The organism is Herminiimonas fonticola, assembly GCF_040395855.1.
Lineage (GTDB): Bacteria > Pseudomonadota > Gammaproteobacteria > Burkholderiales > Burkholderiaceae_D > Oxalicibacterium > Oxalicibacterium fonticola_A.
Map to the genome: position 1 here is coordinate 1 of NZ_JBEBPO010000053.1, position 17,003 is coordinate 17,003.

Below are 17,003 nucleotides of genomic sequence, written 5' to 3' on the forward strand. Positions count from 1 at the left end.
AGCTGCGACGAGACCTGTTGCGACAAGGTCATGCGCGGATCGAACATCACGCGCAGCAAGCCGATGATCTTCAAATCCGGATTCAGTTTTGCATGCACCTTCTTGATCGTGTTGACCAGATCCGACAAGCCTTCCAGCGCATAGTATTCGCACTGCATCGGAATGATCACGCCATGCGCCGCACACAGTCCGTTCAGTGTCAGCATCGACAAGGCCGGTGGACAATCGATCAGCATGAAATCGTATTCGCCATCGACTACAGCCAACGCATCCTTCAGACGCTTTTCACGGTTATCCAGTTCGACCATCTCGACTTCGGCACCCGCCAGTTCGCGATTGGCCGGCAGCACATCGAACCTGCCGGTTTCGGAAGTCACGCGTGCCGTCGCCACATCGGCCATACCGAGCAGCACTTCATAAATAGACGATTTCAGTTCGGACTTGTTGATGCCGGCGCCCATCGTTGCATTGCCTTGCGGATCAAGATCCACCAGCAATACACGTTGATTCAATTGTGCAAGAGCTGCTGCCAGATTGACTGCGGTAGTGGTTTTACCGACACCGCCTTTTTGATTGGCGACACAAAAAATTTTTGCCATGTTCTCGTTTTTATTTAATAGTCAATGTGACCTTGCGATCTGTCGAAAGCATTTGTCGCAAGAACCTCTCACGACAACTGCCTCCCCTGCTCTGCTATTTAATCCTGTCTGGTTTTTACCAGCTTCGATGTATCAAAACCCTGCTCAGTGATGCGATTGACGATCACCTCATATTCGCTGGCCGGAATGGTCGGTGTACGCGCCAGTATCCACAAATATTCACGCGACGACTCGCCTACTGCAGCGATCGAATAGTCAGGCGCCAGATCGATGATCCAGTAATCAGCCCAGACGAAAGACAGCCAGCTCAACCAGTCCGGTGCAAAGCGCACCTTCAGCTTGGCATTGCTGACCTTGTCGGCAACACGAGCGCGCCCAATCACCTCTTCCTGCTTGCCATCACGTTCCTTGCAACGATTGATGACATCAATTTCACCGTCTTCGCGCTTATTGTATTGCGCGCTGACATTTGCCACGCAGTCCTTTTGAAAGCCATTCGGGAAGCGTGCGATTTCGTACCACTTGCCGACGTAACGCGTGAGATCGACTTGCGCTACCGGTTTGACTTCCTGTGCATACACAAGGCTGGAAAAGCCTGCCAATGCCAACGTTATCAATCCGGTGAGCTTTTTCATGTCAGATCCTTGTAATGAAAATCAGATGACGCTCTGCCTGCAAGGTGGGCACCTCCAAGGGCCGGACCTCACGTACTTCCCAGCCATCCGGCAGCCTCGCTACCTCGGCCTCCGGTGAGACGCCCTTCAGTGCGATAAATTCGCCACCCTCTTCCAGCAAATGCCCTGACCAGTTAACAAAATCACTCAACTCGGCAAAGGCACGCGAGGTAATCACATCGAATTTTCGCGGCGCATTCCATTGCTCCACTCTGGCCGTATGCACGCTGACATTCGCCAGCTCAAGCTCGGCTTTTACCTGCGTCAGAAAAGCTGTCTTCTTGTGCACGGTATCGATCAGCGATACACGCATTTCAGGCTCTGCTTCCGCCGCCCAGATCGCCAGCACGATGCCGGGCAAACCGCCGCCAGCACCAACGTCGAGTACATTTTTTGCGCCGGAAAAGGCGGATACGGCCGACAGCGAATCGAGCAAATGTTGCGTAACCATTTGTACTGGATCACGCACGGCCGTCAGGTTATAAACTGAATTCCATTTCGTCATCAAGGCCAGATAATCGATCAGCTTTGTGATTTGCGCTTCGCTCAGGTTCAACGATAAATCACGCGCACCCTGAACGAGTAATACGGTTAATGCGGGACGATCAAATGCCTTCATGCAGCAGCTTCTGTGTTAGGTGGTAATGCAGCGAATTCCTTGAAGCCGCCTTTTTTCAGGTGCACCAGCATCAATGAAATGGCCGCCGGCGTGACGCCGGAAATACGCGAAGCCTGGCCCAGCGTTTCCGGCCTTTGCTTGGTCAGCTTCTGCCGCACTTCTATCGACAAGCCTTTGACTGCCATATAGTCGAATTCGGCCGGCAACTTCAGATTCTCGTAATGATCGTGGCGTTCGACTTCTCTTGCCTGACGCTCGATGTAACCGGCGTACTTCAACTGGATCTCGACCTGCTCGCGCACCGCGTCTTCCGCCACTCCGGGACCGCCCAGATCCTGGCCGTCCATGCCCTTCAGGGTCATCAGGGTTTCGTAAGTCACATTCGGGCGACGCAGTAGGTCAGCTAGCGCATACTCACGCTCTATTCCTTTACCCAAAACACGTTCTGCTTCTGCTTCTGCCAGAATACGAGGGCTGACCCAAGTCGAGCGCAAGCGCTCCAGCTCGCGCGCAACCGCTTCACGCTTGGTCTCGAACAGCGCCCACTGCACATCGCCGACGCAACCCAGCTTGCGGCCGACTTCCGTCAGACGCATGTCGGCATTGTCTTCACGCAAGCTCAAACGGTATTCGGCACGGCTGGTAAACATGCGGTACGGCTCCAGCACACCCTGGGTAATCAGGTCATCTACCAGCACGCCAAGATAGGCTTCGTCGCGACGCGGCGTCCATTCCTCGCGCTCCTGCGTTTGCAAGGCGGCGTTGATGCCGGCCAGCATTCCTTGTGCCGCTGCCTCTTCGTAACCTGTGGTGCCATTGATCTGCCCGGCAAAGAACAGGCCGTTGATAACCTTGGTTTCCAGCGTCGCCTTCAGGCCGCGCGGATCGAAGTAGTCGTATTCAATCGCATAACCGGGGCGCAAAATGTGCGCATGCTCGAGGCCGCGCATCGATTGCACCAAAGCCAGCTGAACATCGAATGGCAGGCTGGTGGAGATGCCGTTTGGATAGTATTCGTTGGTGGTCAAGCCTTCAGGCTCAAGGAAAATCTGGTGCGATTCCTTGCCGGCGAAACGATGTATCTTGTCTTCGATCGAGGGGCAATAACGCGGGCCCACGCCTTCAATCATGCCGGTGTACATAGGGCTGCGATCAAGGCCGCCACGAATCAGATCATGAGTTTTTTCATTGGTATGCGTCACCCAGCACGGCATTTGCTGCGGATGCATGGCAACCGAACCCATGACCGAAAACACCGGGATAGGATCAAGATCGCCAGGCTGCTCTGCCATCACCGAAAAATCGATGGAACGTCCATCTATGCGTGGCGGCGTACCGGTTTTCAGCCGCCCTTGCGGCAGCTTCAATTCCTTCAGGCGTGCAGACAGAGAAATCGCCGGCGGATCGCCCGCCCTGCCCGCCGAGTAGTTATTCATGCCGATATGAATTTTTCCATCGAGGAAAGTCCCGGCCGTCAGCACAACCGCGCGCGCGCGGAACTGGATGCCCGCTTGCGTGACGGCACCAACCACGCGATCACCCTCAACCAGCAAGTCATCCACTCCCTGCTGGAACAGCCACAAATTCGGCTGATTCTCCAGGCGCGAACGGATCGCCTGCTTGTACAGAATACGGTCGGCTTGCGCACGAGTGGCGCGTACGGCCGGACCTTTCGATGAATTCAGGATACGGAATTGAATGCCCGCCTCGTCGGTAGCCAGCGCCATCGCGCCGCCCATTGCATCGACTTCCCTGACCAGATGGCCCTTGCCGATACCGCCTATGGACGGATTGCAGGACATTTGTCCCAGCGTTTCTATATTGTGGGTAAGCAGAAGTGTCGACTGGCCCATGCGCGCGGAAGCGAGCGCAGCCTCGGTCCCGGCATGACCGCCGCCGACAACAATGACATCAAATTTGGTAGGAAAGATCATAATGCGCCTCGATGAGACGGTAAGCAGAGGCGAGATTATAAAGTCTTTTCAGCTTTATTTCCCTGCTACCGGCTTTTACTGGCGAATTAGATATAGTTTTGTTTCACGTGAAACAAAACCTCCGCTGACTATCCTGCGACAAAAGCATCGTATCCCGTCTTCAGAATCAAGCCCGTCACCACGACCAGGAACAACTTGCGGACAAAACCGCTGCCATGCCGCAACGCCAGGCGTATGCCGATCAGGGAACCCAGCACATTGCAGATCGCCATCACGACACCGAGCTGCCACAGCAAATGCCCGCTATAACCAAACCACAACAAGGCCGCAATATTGCAGGCGACATTCACGACCTTGGCCACCGCCGAGGCACCCAAGAAGTCGAAGCCGAAGAAACGGACAAACAGAAAAACCAGAAAGCTCCCAGTGCCCGGTCCGAAAAAGCCGTCGTAGAAACCTATGCCGCCCCCAACCAGAATGGCCCACGCCCTCTCCTTCCCGCCTATATGCAGGGGAGCGTGAATACTGCCGAAATCCTTCTTTGCAAAGGTATAAGCGGCTACCGCTATCAGGATAAAGGGCAAGAGCTTGCGGATGAAATCCGGCGGAATATGGGTCACCGTATAAGCGCCGACAAAAGACAGCGCAAAGGCAGCCACGGCAGCCGGCACCGCCGTACTCCATTGCACCCTCACCCTGCGAGCAAATCCCAGCGCGGCAGCACCGGTACCCCAGACGCCGGCCAGCTTGCTGGTGCCCAACAGCGTTGCCGGTGCGACATTCGGCAATGTGGAGAACAGTGCCGGAAGCTGTATCAAACCGCCACCACCTACTACTGCATCTATCATCCCGGCCACAAATGCTGCCGCCGCCAGAATTACGTAATCTTCCATACTACTTTCTTTACCTCAAAATCCACGGATGGCTTAAGCCGTCCGTGCCGCCCGGATCAGGCGCGCAGCTTTCTCTGCAATCAAAATCGTTGTGGCGCCCGTATCGCCGGCGGTAATCAAAGGCATCACGGAAGCATCGGCAACACGCAAGCCGACAATGCCGCGCACACGCAATTCGCTATCCACCACCGCATGCGTATCGTCGTCCCTGCCCATTTTGCAGGTACCAACCGGATTTGCCCCTGCTATCGCAATGCTTCCGGCCAGACGCAATAAATCATCGTCGGTTTTCAGTTCCTGCAAGGCATGCGCTTGCAAGGCCGGCGCCGCGACAATTTTGCGCGTCAAACGTATGGCATCCTGCGCAACCTGCCGGTCTTCCGGCGTACTCAGGTAATTCATCGCAATAACCGGTGCAGCCAAGGCATCCGGCGCAGCGATGCGCACATGACCCCGTGCACCCGGCTTTACATTGCACACCCGGACGGTAAAGGCCGGGAAAGAATCCAGTTGCCCATCCACAGATTCTTGCGACCAGGGTTGAACCTGGTAGGAAAGATTGGGTGTCGCTTGAGCCGGATCGGAACGCACCATTGCGCCCAAGGGCGCCGGGACGGTGGATAGCACACCGTTCTTTTTCAGCAGGTACTCCAGGCCCATTGCTGCCGTGCCCATCCAACCGCGCCGTATGGTATTCAGGGATTTTGCACCGCTTATCTTGAATGTCATTTGCAGTGGCAAATGATCCTGCAGGTTTTCGCCAACGCCGGGCGCATCGTGCACCGGTGCGATTCCATGCTGTTGCAACAAGGCCGCCGGGCCTATTCCCGAGCGCTGCAATATCTGCGGCGAACCGAATGCGCCGGCAGTCAGGATTGTTTCACGTGAAACATCAGCGGTCCATTCCCGACCACCGCCAAGGAATTCGACTCCTGTGCATACAGTGCCATTCTCGGTTTTCTGCATGATCAAACGTGTTACCTGCGATCCTGTCATGATGTCCAGATTGCCGCGCCGCATGATTGTGCGCAAGAATGCCTTGGCCGTATTCCAGCGCAAACCGCTCTTTTGGTTGATGTCGAAGTAAGCGCAGCCTTCTTCCGTACTGCCGCGACCGAAATCATCCATCTCCGGAATGCCGCTTTGCGCAGCTGCTGTACGGAAGGCATCCAGAATACTCCACCTCAATTGCTGCTTTTCCACCCGCCAGTCGCCTCCTGCACCGTGGAAATTGTTGGCACCGGCAGAATAATCTTCACTTTTTTTAAACAGCGGCAATACCTGCTCCCAACGCCAGCTCGCATCGCCCGTCAATTCTGCCCAGCGATCGTAGTCCTGTGCCTGCCCACGCTGATAAATCATCCCATTGATGGAAGATGAACCACCGAGGATCTTGCCGCTGGGATAAGACACGCTGCGTCCGTTCAAACCGGCATCCGGCTGAGTGCGATAGCGCCAGTCGGTACGCGGATTATCGTTCACGTGCAGAAAACCTATGGGCAAATGCACGCGGAAGTAATCATCCTTCGCCCCCGCCTCCAGCAATAAAACCGAGATATTCGGATCTTGCGTCAATCGATTGGCCAGCACACAGCCGGCCGTTCCTGCTCCTACAATGATGTAGTCGTATTTCCCTGCGGATTCGGCCATTGTCTCTATCGTTATTATTTATTGATGGTGGAATTACGATTGTTGATATTGCATTAAGCAAACATCATCGCAGTCGCTACTTACAATCGACTGACAGGATGACTTTATCTTCACATCTACTTGCTGGTCGGCATGGCGAATTCCGCACCTTTGCTGATGGATTCCGGCCAGCGCTGCATGACCGATTTATAGCGTGTATAAAACTTGATGCCCTCTTCGCCATAGGCATGCGTATCGCCAAACATCGAACGCTTCCAGCCACCGAAGGAATGCCAGGCCATAGGTACCGGAATAGGTACGTTGATGCCTATCATGCCGACTTCAACCCGACGCGAAAACTCGCGTGCCGTATTTCCATCTGAAGTAAAGAGTGCAACACCGTTGCCGAATTCATGCGTATTAATCAAATCCAGGGCAGCGGTGAAATCCGGCACACGTACCACGCACAATACCGGACCAAAAATCTCTTCCTGATAGATCGTCATTTCCGGCGTCACATTATCAAACAGGCAACCACCGAGAAAAAATCCATTACTGTGTCCATCTACCTTCAAACCTCGTCCATCTACCAGCAATTTTGCCCCAGACTTGATGCCTGCTTCGATATATCCTTCGATTTTCGCTTTATGCGCCGCACTGACCACCGGCCCCATTTCAGCATCGCTCTCCATACCATTCTTGACCTTCAGAGATTTCACTCTCGGTATCAAGGCATCGACCAATTTATCCGCAACACTGCCAACCGCAACGGCAACGGAGATCGCCATGCAACGCTCACCTGCCGAACCGTAAGCAGCGCCTATCAAGGCATCAACCGCCTGCTCCAGATTGGCATCCGGCATCACCACCAGATGATTCTTGGCGCCACCCAGGGCCTGTACCCGCAATGGATATGGTCCTTTGCGCGCAGCACCGGTCTGATAAATATATTCTGCAATGGGCGTGGAACCGACAAAAGACACTGCTTTTACATCCGGATGCTGCAACAAGCCATCGACCGCACGCTTATCACCCTGCAATACATTGAAAACGCCGTCAGGCAAGCCTGCCTGATGCAGGAGTTCCGCCACCATCAACGATGGCGATGGATCGCGTTCGGATGGCTTCAGAATGAAGGTATTGCCGGTTGCCAGCGCTACCGGTGCCATCCACATCGGCACCATGAAAGGAAAATTGAAAGGCGTAATGCCGGCCGTCACCCCCAGCGGTTGACGCAAATTCCAGTTATCGATGCCACCGCCAATATTGTCGGAAAACTGGGTTTTCAATAACTGCGGTACACCGCAGGCAAACTCGACCACTTCCAGTCCGCGCGTGACTTCACCTCTGGCATCTGAAAATACTTTGCCGTGTTCACGTGTAATCGCCGCCGCCAGATCGTTGTGATGCTTCTCTATCAGATCCTTGAATTTGAACAGAATGCGCGCCCGCTTCAAAGGAGCCATCTGGGCCCATGCCGGCGCAGCGGCTTTGGCTGCAGCAACCGCTGTTTGCACATCCGCATCGCTGGCCAGAACCACGTTTGCGCTGATTTCACCTGTAGCCGGATTGAACACCGGCTGCTGCCCGCCCCCTACCGTTTTCGTCAAATGCCCATTGATGTAATGTTCTATTGTTGAAACTGCAGAATTCTTCATCGTGATTCCCTCAAGATAAGGATTTTTCAATTGTCAGAGACGGTACCGCATGCACAAAAGACTACCACGAGGCGGCAATTTAATTGCTTGATGAAACACCCAGAGTACTGTGGACAAACCTCTGCAAAAGACGTGGATAGCTTGTGGATAAGAATATGAAGAAAAGTCTCACGTTTTTTATGCAGAATCTATCCTTGCCTGATACACCGTTTATGCAGGCTTTATCCTGTTCACAAGTAATTGATTTTAAACTCGCTTATATGGTTATCCACAGAAAACTGCCTGCGTTAACTATTACTACTAAACATATATATAAACAATTAAGTTAAAACCAGAAACCTCATCGAAGCATCAAAATGCAAAAAACAAAGTCAAAAGCCTTTATAAAAATTCCTCATTTGTTCTTGGATCAGTCATGAGCACTCATCCAATCAGAATAGGCGTTATTAGCGCATTGCGCGAAGAACAGGCCGGCTTGATCGACATCATGCAAGATCCGATTACGATGACACGCGGAATGCGGGACTACGTAAGCGGTCGTTTATGGGGAATTGAATGTGTTTGCGTGTTGTCGCGCATCGGTAAGGTGGCAGCAGCAGCCACTACAGCGACTTTGATTGAAAAGTTCGGGGTCAGTCACGTTATCTTCACTGGCGTGGCAGGAGCAGCCGATTCAAGGCTTCATGTCGGCGATATCGTGGTTGCCAGACAGCTGGTTCAGCACGATATGAATGCTGAACCTTTATTTCCACGTTATGAAGTGCCGCTAACCGGGCTCTCGCATTTCTATTCCGACCAGATATTGTCTAAACAATTATTAAATGCAGCGCAGGAATTCATCCGTATAGATTTTCATTCGACAATTACCGACCATGACAAACAACAGTTTCGCCTGGTACAGCCGCGAATACACGAAGGTTTGATTGCCAGCGGCGACGAATTTATCGCCGGTGGTGAGCAGTTGAAAAAAATCACAGACAAGTTGCAGGATGTACTGGCGGTTGAAATGGAAGGTGCTGCAGTGGCTCAAGTCTGTTTTGAGTTTGGCATTCCGTTTGCCATAGTACGGACAATTTCAGATAGCGCGAATGAAGATTCGCCTGTCGATTTTGTGCAATTCCTGGAAAAGGTTGCTGCATTTTATGCATATTGCATCGTTAAGCGATTTATCGCGATACATCGAGACGAACAGATTTTGATTTGAGATATTGAAGGTAAAGAAAGCTGTTTTTTCTTTGTTTTCAGGTGTTCGATGGAGAATCTGGTTTTATCTTGGTTGTTTATATATATGTTTAGTAGTAATAGTTAACACAGGTCGTTTTCTGTGGATAAGCGAAGTAAACGAAAAAGAATCAAGGACTTGAAGGAAGTATAAAGTCGGCATAAAAGGTGTATCTGTACAGGATAGATTCTGCATAAAAAACATGCAGCCGGATTTGCCCGGATTGTCCACATGCTATTCACCTCTTTTGCATGGACTTATCCACAGTCGGTTTGAGCAATAGGCTGTGCGTGCAATACGCAAACAGGATTGAGTAGTACGGCAGCCATTCCTATGCCGGCTTCTTGCTTTTATAGGTTTTGCCTGGCGGCGGCGCAACAGGTTTGGCTTGCGCCTCTTTCAACAAAACCTTGCATTTACTCTCTTCATTCGAGCCTACATTCACCAACGGTAAAAGCGCTGTTACCGGCGCCAATGCACCAAGTGCAATTGCACTACCGGCTTTCAATGCCAGTACACCCTTATCTACATTTACCCTGGGTGTTTTGAAATCGCCAGCCACGTATAAGGGAGTGCGCAGGGAAACGATGCGCAAGCCTTTGCTTTTTGGATTGATCGTCAGATCCAGTTTTTCCTGCGCCAGATCGATTTTTCCTGTGACATAGAGCGTTGCATCGTTGGTATCCACGATCAGCGTGCGGGTCTGGACGATGCCGTTGGTAACTGCCAGATCGGTGGCCATGCAATTCAGCTGTACCTGCTTGTCGCCAAACAGTTCCGACAAGATGATATTGCCTATATTCAAACCGATTTGTTCCAGCAGTAATTTGCTGATCGTGCCCTCATTGATCAGCGCCTTGATTTCACCATTCGAGTTTGCCAGCATGCTGGCTATAGAGTTGCCGGTAGCTGACAGTGAAGTATCGCCATTGATTTCGCCAAAGCTGGCCTGCATGGGCTGAAAGGTCGGAAATAGTTGCTTGAGTTTCAAATGACGGGCCGAGATCTTTGCTTCGGCCTTGATGATATTGTCGCGACCATCCAGTTTGATATTGCCTGTCATATTGCCGCCGGCAACACCGAAATTCAATGGTGTCAGTGTCACGACACGATCATTCAATTTCAAATGCGTATCCAGATTTTCTATCGGCAAGGATGCGTCGCGGATGATTTTACGACCGCTTATTTTGACATCGGCATCCATGCTGCCCCAGCGTTCCGTTGTGAATTTTTCTACCGGCAATATCTTGTTTGCTGGTTGCGTGACAGCCACGCCGCGTTCTTTTTTACTTTGATTGGAATCGGCACCGATGACGGGGCCCAGATCGCTTAATCTCAGCAGGTTCGAAACCACACTGCCGGACAGCAAGGGGCGCGGCTTTTTCGATTCATACGTCAGCGTACCGTTGATGTCGCTTGCGCCTACCTTGCCGCTGAATTTATCGTAAGTCCAATTGCCGCCAAGAGCATTGGTGGTTCCGATCAGATGTCCTTCGGTGGAAAATTCCGGTGTCTTTGGCAAGGTGATGCCTGTAAGCGGATAAAGATCGGCCATGCTGGCGCCGGATAGGTGCAATTGCATATCGATTGCTGCCAGGTCCTGCGGCTTGGTAACGTTGCCCTTTACCCGAATCGAGGTTTGTCCCACATTCAATTGCGCCTGCAGCGGGAAAGGTTTATCCACGTTTTTCAAGGCCAGCAAGGCTCCCACCTTGCCATCGCCGCTGATGCGGGCGCCATTGAAAGTACCGGACAATTTCCAGCCCATTACAAAATCGTTGGCAGCATCCGGCTCCAGCGTATCGATACTGGCTTTTGCATCGATATGCTTGAGCTCATCTCTCAGGCTTATTTCACCTTCATGGAAAAGCAGGCCCTGCAAATCAAGCGCCCACGCAGATGGTGCGTTTTGCTTGAAGGTCCAGTTATTCCGGCCGTCGCGCAGGCGTTCCAGTTTTACGATCGGATCATCCAGCTGCAGGGTCGGAATGACGATGGTTTTGTTTAGCAGGGGTAAGGGATTGACAGAAAAAGTGATGTGCCCGACTTCCACCATATTGGGGCCGGTTTGGGACCCGTCAGGATTAGCCAGTGTGACGTCTTGCGCGCTCAGCCGCGGCACCGGTACCCAGTCGCGCCAGGTGCCGGTACTCACTTGCGGTCGTTGCCAGGCAAGGTCCAAATCACCGTTGATGGCAAAGTCGCGCCCTGTCGCTTCGCTGACGTGCGCATTGATCCATGGTCGCGCATGGTTCCAGTCGAATGCAAGCAGGAAGATGACGCAGGCAAATACGATCGCAGATGGCCCGATCGCGCTCCACATAATTATTTTTTTCGTGCGCGGCATAAAACTCAAATCTGTAAGAATCGAACAGGTATGACGACCTTATAACTTGTGAGTTCAATAAGATATTTCTTTCAGGAAGCTTGGGCATTAAGTAAAAATTCTTACGGGCAATAAAAAACCCGCTGCAAGCGGGTTTCAAGTAGTTAGCCGAGAATGATTACGGACGTTTTTTAACCCGTCCGATACCATCGTCGGTACTGGTAATCAATTGTTCGCGCAACCATTTGTGCGCAGGGTTGCGTGCATCGCGCTCATGCCACAGCATATCGACGTGAACCTCCGGCAAGACAAATGGCAAATCCTTGGCGATCAAGGCTTCTTCCATGCCGGTCGAGGCGATCAGGTGACGTGGTAAGACGGTAATCAAGTCCGAGCTTGCAACAACCTTCCCTGCGGTAAAAAACTGGTTAACTGTTAGCAGAATACGGCGTTCGCGTCCGAGTTCGGACAAGGCATCGTCCATCAAACCTTTAGCGCGCCCGGAGAAGCTCACCAATAAATGATGCGCCGCACAATATGCATCCAGTGTCAGCTCGCCTTTTGCCAGAGGATGATTTTTCCGCATCACGCACACGTATTCGCCAGTGTACAAACGCTCATGGCGAATTTGCGAAACAGCAGTATTTTGGCCGCTGGCCAGTTGCGCTGCCACGCCAGGGAAAAATCCTATCGCCAGATCTATATCGCCGCGCAACAACATAGGTCGCGGTTCGCGCGTAGTCAAAGGCACCATGCGCACGTTCAGGCCAGGCGCCTCCTTTTCAATTGCGCGTACCAGAAAAGGCAGCCACAAGGCGGCCGTTGCATCGGCCATGGCCATGCGAAACGTTGTGGTGGCGCGGGATACGTCGAAGGTATCGGGTGTTACGGCAGATTCCAGGTCGGATAAGGCGCGACGGACAACAGGCCACAATTCGGTTGCCCGCGAAGTTGGTTTGACGCCATGCGCGGTACGAATTACCAGCTCATCGCCCAAGGCATCGCGCAGGCGACGCAAGGCATTCGACACGGCAGGTTGTGTCATTGCCAATAAATTTGCGGCGCGGGTCAGATTCTGCTCGGTCATCACAGCGTCGAATACGCGCAGCAGGTTTAAATCCAGTGTAAGAAAACTCATATTTTTATCAGCAAAGGTAGTAAGGCTAGCAAAGGCTAGTCATATTCACGAAAAGTATAACTGGTATCCTAATTTGTAATTGGATTTATATCTCTATCATACCTATACTGCAATGCAACAACACAGATTAATTATTGAAAAGAGGAAATTATCATGTCCACATTATCGAATAACTCCTACTCCAGCCAAGCCGCTATCGCGATCCCTGTTGCATTGGCTGCCATCGGTTTCGCCTACAGCCCGGCACGTCCACTCATCGGCCTGGCGCTTGTCGCTGCCCTGGTTCTGCTGTTCAAGCCATTGGCCGTTGCAGCCCTGCGCACCGCTTTGCTGATTCTCACACCACGCCAAGCGGTTGCGGTGGCAAAAGCAGGCAAGCCTTACGTTAAAAGCCCGGTACAAACGATCTATGCATTGAACCGTAAAGCCAACCAGATTGCGCAAACACAACCGGAACTCGCTGCCAAGCTGCGTATGCAAGCTTATGCTCCAGCGCTTGCAAAACCAGTTGTTGCGGCAGTTCAGCCACAAACTTCGGTCAAATCGCGTTTTGCATTGAACAGCAAGGCAAACCGGATTGCACAAACACAACCGGAACTCGCTGCCCAGTTGCGCATGGAAGCAGCTTACTGCTTAACGCACTAAATAGGTTTTCGTTGATACAAATAGACGTTTTTAAGACATTAAGTTCAATGCAGGTTTTAGTACGCAAAGTTCATACCGGTTATATCGCACGGATGTTGCCATGGTCGCTGCGTGTGCAAGAGTTGTTTGTAGTGGCTTTGTTAAGTGGCAGCGGCGGACTGACCAGCATGATCGTGACGCAGGTACTGCGACCAGGTATTGCACGTATGGCCAAACGTTGGACGGCGTCTGAAACGATGGGTCATCAACAGTGACCCAAACAAGGTTTTTACCGTGTCTCCTCCTCCCTCTCAAGGAAGGTTTTAAGCCCCGCAGCCTGAGCCAGCGGGGCTTTTTTTCGTCCATTGTTCTGTTGCTTTTTGTTGTTTGAGACGGCTATTTTTCCAGCTGTCATGATAAAGACTTTAATTTGGTGCAAAATACTGTAACGTGATTGTTTTCGATTGCCTTGCCGGGGTCGTTCGGGTGAGGCAGTGATGTTGATACTTAACTACGGAGTCAAGCAACTTGGGCCGTCTCATTAAAAACAACTACACCAATATCGCATTGTTGAAAGAGCTGATGACTACGCCGCCAATGACGGCGCAACAACATGCAGAGATCATGCGCAAGCGCATCGCACATCGCAGGATGGTTGAAGAAGCCAAAGAATTGAAAACCGCCAGCGAAGACGTATTCGAAGGCCATTAAAAAGCGCGGATCTCCGCGCTTTTTTGTTTCCGCCCTCTTTCTCTTTGCCCGCCTCAAGTTAAGAGGCCGGCTCGATCAGGTGTTTATTTTGCCGACGGGAAGAACAGCTGTTCGCCTTCGATTTTGTACGAAGCGATTTTCTTTTGGCCTTCAGCAGACGTCAGGTAATCGATGAACTGTTTCGCACCCTTGTAGTTGATGCCAGGATGTTTCGCCGGATTGACTGCGATCACGCCGTAGGGATTGAACATCTTCTTGTCGCCTTGCACGGCAATCGTCAAACCGGTTTTGGCACGATAGGCACCGTAGGTTGCGCGATCGCTCAGCGTGTATGCCTGCAGCTCGGCCGCCATCGTCAACACTTCACCCATGCCCAGGCCGGCAGAGACATAAGCGCTGCCTTGCGGTTGTGAGCCCACTTCCTTCCAGTATTTTTTCTCCATGACGTCGGTGCCGGAATTGTCGCCGCGCGAAATGAATTTGGCTTTGCTATCAACAATCTTCTTCATGGCCGCGAGAACATCGGTGCTGCCCTTGATGCCTGCAGGGTCGCTGTTTGGGCCAACGATGATGAAATCGTTGTACATCACGTCGCGGCGATCGACGCCATGCCCATCAGCCACGAATTTGTCTTCCAGGGTACGGGCATGTACCAGCGTGACATCGACGTCACCGTTCTTTGCCAGTTCCAGCGCCTTGCCGGTACCGACCGAGATGACGTGTACCTTGGAATTGGTCTTGGCTTCAAAGTCAGGCAGGATATACGGCAACAAGCCGGAGCTTTCGGTACTCGTAGTGGTCGATAGCTTGATGATTTGCTGGGCAAAACCGAATGGTGTGACCAGCGCGGCGGCCAAAGCGACCGAGGCAAAACGAAGTAGTGAGCGACGTGACATGATTCCTCCTGAAAGAACTGATGAAAATGGCTGCGAACCGCTAACGGCGCGCAGCCATGCTAATGCGCAGCAACAATGACGACAAGCCTGCTGCGATGAAACAGGGTTAAAGGACTTTATTTGTCCGCAATGCTTCCAGCACGATGTCTTTCAATCCGTCGCCGCCGTGTTCTACATGCTCCATCAATTTGCGGCGCATAGGCGGCGCCCATGAACGCTTCAGATGGCCGCTGATATCTTTCAGCGATTGCGTGCGATCCGTCATCGTCTCGAAAAAATCACCGATCTGGTTTGCCATGGTAACTAAATTATCTACAGTGCTGTGACTCATACCTCTTCCTTTACTTGGTTTTGTCGCGCATCAATCGATGCGATTGCGCGTATACGACATGACTGTTATTGCGGATGAATCCAACCAGCGTAACGTTTGCTTCCTTGGCCAATTGAATGGCCAGACTGGTAGGCGCGGAAATAGCAGCCAGAAAACCGATGCCCATCGTTGCCGATTTCTGCACCATTTCGTAACTGGCGCGGCTGGTAATCAGCGCGGCGCCATTGCCGAAGTCGCGCTTTTCATTTGCCATTGCACCGATCAATTTATCCAGTGCATTGTGGCGGCCGATATCTTCACGTACCAGATCGATGGAGCCGTCCGCATTCATCCACGCTGCTGCATGCGTTGCGCCGGTATAGCGCTGCAGGCGCTGCTTTGCCTGCATGGCTTTCATGCCGGCATGAATCTGCTCGCCGGAAAACGGAGTACTTCCTGCAACAGCACCCGGATGGCGTACTGCCTGTGCCAATGTTTCGGCGCCACACAATCCGCAACCGGTACGACCGGTCAGGTTGCGACGCTTGTCTTTCAGCGTGACAAATCGTTCTGTCGCGATTTGCATCTGTACCTGGATACCTTCGCATCCCGGCACTACTTCGCACTCGTACAGTTCAGACTTGTCTTTCAGTATCCCTTCGCTCAATGAAAAGCCGAGCGCAAAGTCTTCCAGATCGTAAGGCGAGGCCAGCATCACCGCATGCGAGATGCCGTTATATTCCAGTGCGATCGGTACTTCTTCCGCGACATCATCCTCGCAGAACTCACGCCGATCCGCGTCCCATTTTTCTACTGAGACCGGGACCAGCGCGGTGCGCTCTTCGTCGGAGATGGCGTTCATCTACGTCTTTCCTGCTCTTACTTCGCGACTGCAGATTCTTTTGGAATCATCTGCTCACTAGCAAAACTTTCTTGCTGAGTGTTGAAGCGATTGTAAGTACGCTGCCATTCGGACGGCTGGCTGACCGGCATGATCTGCACGGCCGTTACCTTGTACTCAGGGCAGTTGGTAGCCCAGTCAGATGAACTGGTCGTAATCACGTTCGCACCTGACTCCGGGAAGTGGAAGGTGGTGTAGACCACGCCTGGCTGAATGTTTTCCGTAATGTCCGCACGCAATACCGTCTCACCAGCACGCGATTGAATACCTACCCAATCGTTCTGCTTGATGCCGCGATCCAGCGCATCCTGTGGATGGATCTCGAGTCTATCTTCGCTGTGCCACGTATTGTTGTGCGTGCGACGGGTTTGAGCCCCCACGTTGTATTGCGACAGAATGCGGCCGGTAGTCAGAATCAACGGGAATTTTTTGTTAACCTTTTCACCGGCACCGAAGTACTTGGTGTCGATGAACTTGCCTTTGCCGCGGACGAATTCGCCGATGTGCATCGTCGGTGTACCTTCTGGCGCCGCATCGTTGCATGGCCACTGGATGCTGCCGCCAAGCTCGTCGATACGCTTGAAGCTCACGCCGGTGAAGGTCGGCGTCAGGGAAGCGATTTCATCCATGATTTCACGTGGATGCTTGTAGCTCATTGGATAGCCCAATGCGTTCGACAGCATGCAGGTGACTTCCCAATCGCCTTTGCCGGCTTTTGGCGGCATCACCTTGCGGACGCGCGAAATGCGACGTTCTGCATTGGTGAAAGTACCGTCTTTTTCCAGGAAGGACGAACCCGGCAGGAACACGTGTGCGTATTTTGCGGTTTCATTCAGGAAGATATCCTGCACAACGATACATTCCATGGA

The 17,003-nt window shown here is 52.3% G+C and carries 17 protein-coding genes; 4 read left to right on the forward strand and 13 right to left on the reverse strand.

Annotated features, from left to right (window positions below; genetic code table 11):
* The 7 genes from ABWP27_RS08235 to ABWP27_RS08265 form a co-directional block, all read right to left on the reverse strand.
* Positions 1–599 (reverse strand): ParA family protein (locus ABWP27_RS08235; protein ID WP_353155562.1); only part of this gene is annotated, 599 nt, incomplete at its 3' end.
* 98 nt (positions 600–697) lie between these two features.
* Positions 698–1,234: a lipocalin family protein gene (locus ABWP27_RS08240; protein WP_353155563.1), complete on the reverse strand. Its 537-nt coding sequence runs from the start codon at positions 1,232–1,234 to the stop codon at positions 698–700.
* Between the two features lies 1 nt (position 1,235).
* Positions 1,236–1,892 (reverse strand): 16S rRNA (guanine(527)-N(7))-methyltransferase RsmG, encoded by a 657-nt coding sequence (rsmG, locus tag ABWP27_RS08245; protein ID WP_353155565.1) that lies wholly within the window; start codon positions 1,890–1,892, stop codon positions 1,236–1,238.
* Positions 1,889–3,826 carry a tRNA uridine-5-carboxymethylaminomethyl(34) synthesis enzyme MnmG gene (mnmG, locus tag ABWP27_RS08250; protein ID WP_353155567.1) on the reverse strand — a complete coding sequence of 646 codons (1,938 nt, stop codon included), beginning with the start codon at positions 3,824–3,826 and terminating at the stop codon, positions 1,889–1,891. Before mnmG ends, rsmG begins: the two co-directional genes overlap by 4 nt.
* A 128-nt stretch (positions 3,827–3,954) precedes the next feature.
* A complete protein-coding gene (locus ABWP27_RS08255; RefSeq protein ID WP_353155569.1) occupies positions 3,955–4,719 on the reverse strand; it encodes a TSUP family transporter in 765 nt (254 codons plus the stop codon).
* A gap of 33 nt (positions 4,720–4,752) precedes the next feature.
* Positions 4,753–6,369 carry a GMC family oxidoreductase gene (locus tag ABWP27_RS08260; protein ID WP_353155571.1) on the reverse strand — a complete coding sequence of 539 codons (1,617 nt, stop codon included), beginning with the start codon at positions 6,367–6,369 and terminating at the stop codon, positions 4,753–4,755.
* Positions 6,370–6,485: 116 nt separating this feature from the next.
* Positions 6,486–8,006 (reverse strand): CoA-acylating methylmalonate-semialdehyde dehydrogenase, encoded by a 1,521-nt coding sequence (locus ABWP27_RS08265; protein WP_353155573.1) that lies wholly within the window; start codon positions 8,004–8,006, stop codon positions 6,486–6,488.
* Positions 8,007–8,421: 415 nt separating this feature from the next.
* Here ABWP27_RS08265 and ABWP27_RS08270 point away from each other — a divergent pair, with 415 nt between their 5' ends.
* On the forward strand, positions 8,422–9,210 hold the full coding sequence (locus ABWP27_RS08270; RefSeq protein WP_353155575.1) for a 5'-methylthioadenosine/adenosylhomocysteine nucleosidase: 789 nt from the start codon (positions 8,422–8,424) through the stop codon (positions 9,208–9,210).
* A 349-nt stretch (positions 9,211–9,559) separates the two neighbouring features.
* Here ABWP27_RS08270 and ABWP27_RS08275 read toward each other — a convergent pair whose 3' ends face one another.
* Positions 9,560–11,575, reverse strand: a complete 2,016-nt coding sequence (locus tag ABWP27_RS08275; protein ID WP_353155576.1) for an AsmA family protein — start codon at positions 11,573–11,575, stop codon at positions 9,560–9,562.
* Between the two features lie 157 nt (positions 11,576–11,732).
* The gene (locus tag ABWP27_RS08280) at positions 11,733–12,692 is read right to left on the reverse strand and encodes a LysR family transcriptional regulator (protein WP_353155578.1); all 960 of its coding nucleotides are present in this window, start codon (positions 12,690–12,692) and stop codon (positions 11,733–11,735) included.
* 153 nt (positions 12,693–12,845) lie between these two features.
* On the opposite strand from ABWP27_RS08280, the gene ABWP27_RS08285 reads away from it, so the two are divergent.
* From ABWP27_RS08285 to ABWP27_RS08295, 3 genes are all read left to right on the forward strand, one after another.
* Entirely contained in the window at positions 12,846–13,337 is a 492-nt protein-coding gene (locus ABWP27_RS08285; RefSeq protein WP_353155580.1) for a hypothetical protein, read from the forward strand.
* Between the two features lie 47 nt (positions 13,338–13,384).
* Positions 13,385–13,591, forward strand: a complete 207-nt coding sequence (locus tag ABWP27_RS08290) for a hypothetical protein (protein ID WP_353155581.1) — start codon at positions 13,385–13,387, stop codon at positions 13,589–13,591.
* Positions 13,592–13,844: 253 nt separating this feature from the next.
* Positions 13,845–14,027, forward strand: coding sequence for a hypothetical protein (locus ABWP27_RS08295; RefSeq protein WP_353155588.1), 183 nt, complete (start codon positions 13,845–13,847; stop codon positions 14,025–14,027).
* A gap of 83 nt (positions 14,028–14,110) precedes the next feature.
* Here ABWP27_RS08295 and ABWP27_RS08300 read toward each other — a convergent pair whose 3' ends face one another.
* From ABWP27_RS08300 to ABWP27_RS08315, 4 genes are all read right to left on the reverse strand, one after another.
* Positions 14,111–14,923, reverse strand: coding sequence for an ABC transporter substrate-binding protein (locus tag ABWP27_RS08300; RefSeq protein WP_353155583.1), 813 nt, complete (start codon positions 14,921–14,923; stop codon positions 14,111–14,113).
* 106 nt (positions 14,924–15,029) lie between these two features.
* Positions 15,030–15,254, reverse strand: a complete 225-nt coding sequence (locus tag ABWP27_RS08305) for a formate dehydrogenase subunit delta (RefSeq protein WP_353155584.1) — start codon at positions 15,252–15,254, stop codon at positions 15,030–15,032.
* 10 nt (positions 15,255–15,264) lie between these two features.
* Positions 15,265–16,095, reverse strand: a complete 831-nt coding sequence (gene fdhD / locus ABWP27_RS08310; protein ID WP_353155585.1) for a formate dehydrogenase accessory sulfurtransferase FdhD — start codon at positions 16,093–16,095, stop codon at positions 15,265–15,267.
* Between the two features lie 17 nt (positions 16,096–16,112).
* Positions 16,113–17,003 (reverse strand): molybdopterin oxidoreductase family protein (locus ABWP27_RS08315; protein WP_353155587.1); only part of this gene is annotated, 891 nt, incomplete at its 5' end.

Coding starts and splice junctions, on each gene's coding strand:
- ABWP27_RS08290 (WP_353155581.1), top strand. CDS start 13,385: ATGCAGGTTTTAGTACGCAAAGTTCATACCGGTTATATCGCACGGATG.
- ABWP27_RS08300 (WP_353155583.1), bottom strand. CDS start 14,923: ATGTCACGTCGCTCACTACTTCGTTTTGCCTCGGTCGCTTTGGCCGCC.
- ABWP27_RS08265 (WP_353155573.1), bottom strand. CDS start 8,006: ATGAAGAATTCTGCAGTTTCAACAATAGAACATTACATCAATGGGCAT.
- ABWP27_RS08255 (WP_353155569.1), bottom strand. CDS start 4,719: ATGGAAGATTACGTAATTCTGGCGGCGGCAGCATTTGTGGCCGGGATG.
- ABWP27_RS08275 (WP_353155576.1), bottom strand. CDS start 11,575: ATGCCGCGCACGAAAAAAATAATTATGTGGAGCGCGATCGGGCCATCT.
- ABWP27_RS08305 (WP_353155584.1), bottom strand. CDS start 15,254: ATGAGTCACAGCACTGTAGATAATTTAGTTACCATGGCAAACCAGATC.
- ABWP27_RS08285 (WP_353155580.1), top strand. CDS start 12,846: ATGTCCACATTATCGAATAACTCCTACTCCAGCCAAGCCGCTATCGCG.
- ABWP27_RS08270 (WP_353155575.1), top strand. CDS start 8,422: ATGAGCACTCATCCAATCAGAATAGGCGTTATTAGCGCATTGCGCGAA.
- rsmG (WP_353155565.1), bottom strand. CDS start 1,892: ATGAAGGCATTTGATCGTCCCGCATTAACCGTATTACTCGTTCAGGGT.
- mnmG (WP_353155567.1), bottom strand. CDS start 3,826: ATGATCTTTCCTACCAAATTTGATGTCATTGTTGTCGGCGGCGGTCAT.
- fdhD (WP_353155585.1), bottom strand. CDS start 16,095: ATGAACGCCATCTCCGACGAAGAGCGCACCGCGCTGGTCCCGGTCTCA.
- ABWP27_RS08280 (WP_353155578.1), bottom strand. CDS start 12,692: ATGAGTTTTCTTACACTGGATTTAAACCTGCTGCGCGTATTCGACGCT.
- ABWP27_RS08260 (WP_353155571.1), bottom strand. CDS start 6,369: ATGGCCGAATCCGCAGGGAAATACGACTACATCATTGTAGGAGCAGGA.
- ABWP27_RS08240 (WP_353155563.1), bottom strand. CDS start 1,234: ATGAAAAAGCTCACCGGATTGATAACGTTGGCATTGGCAGGCTTTTCC.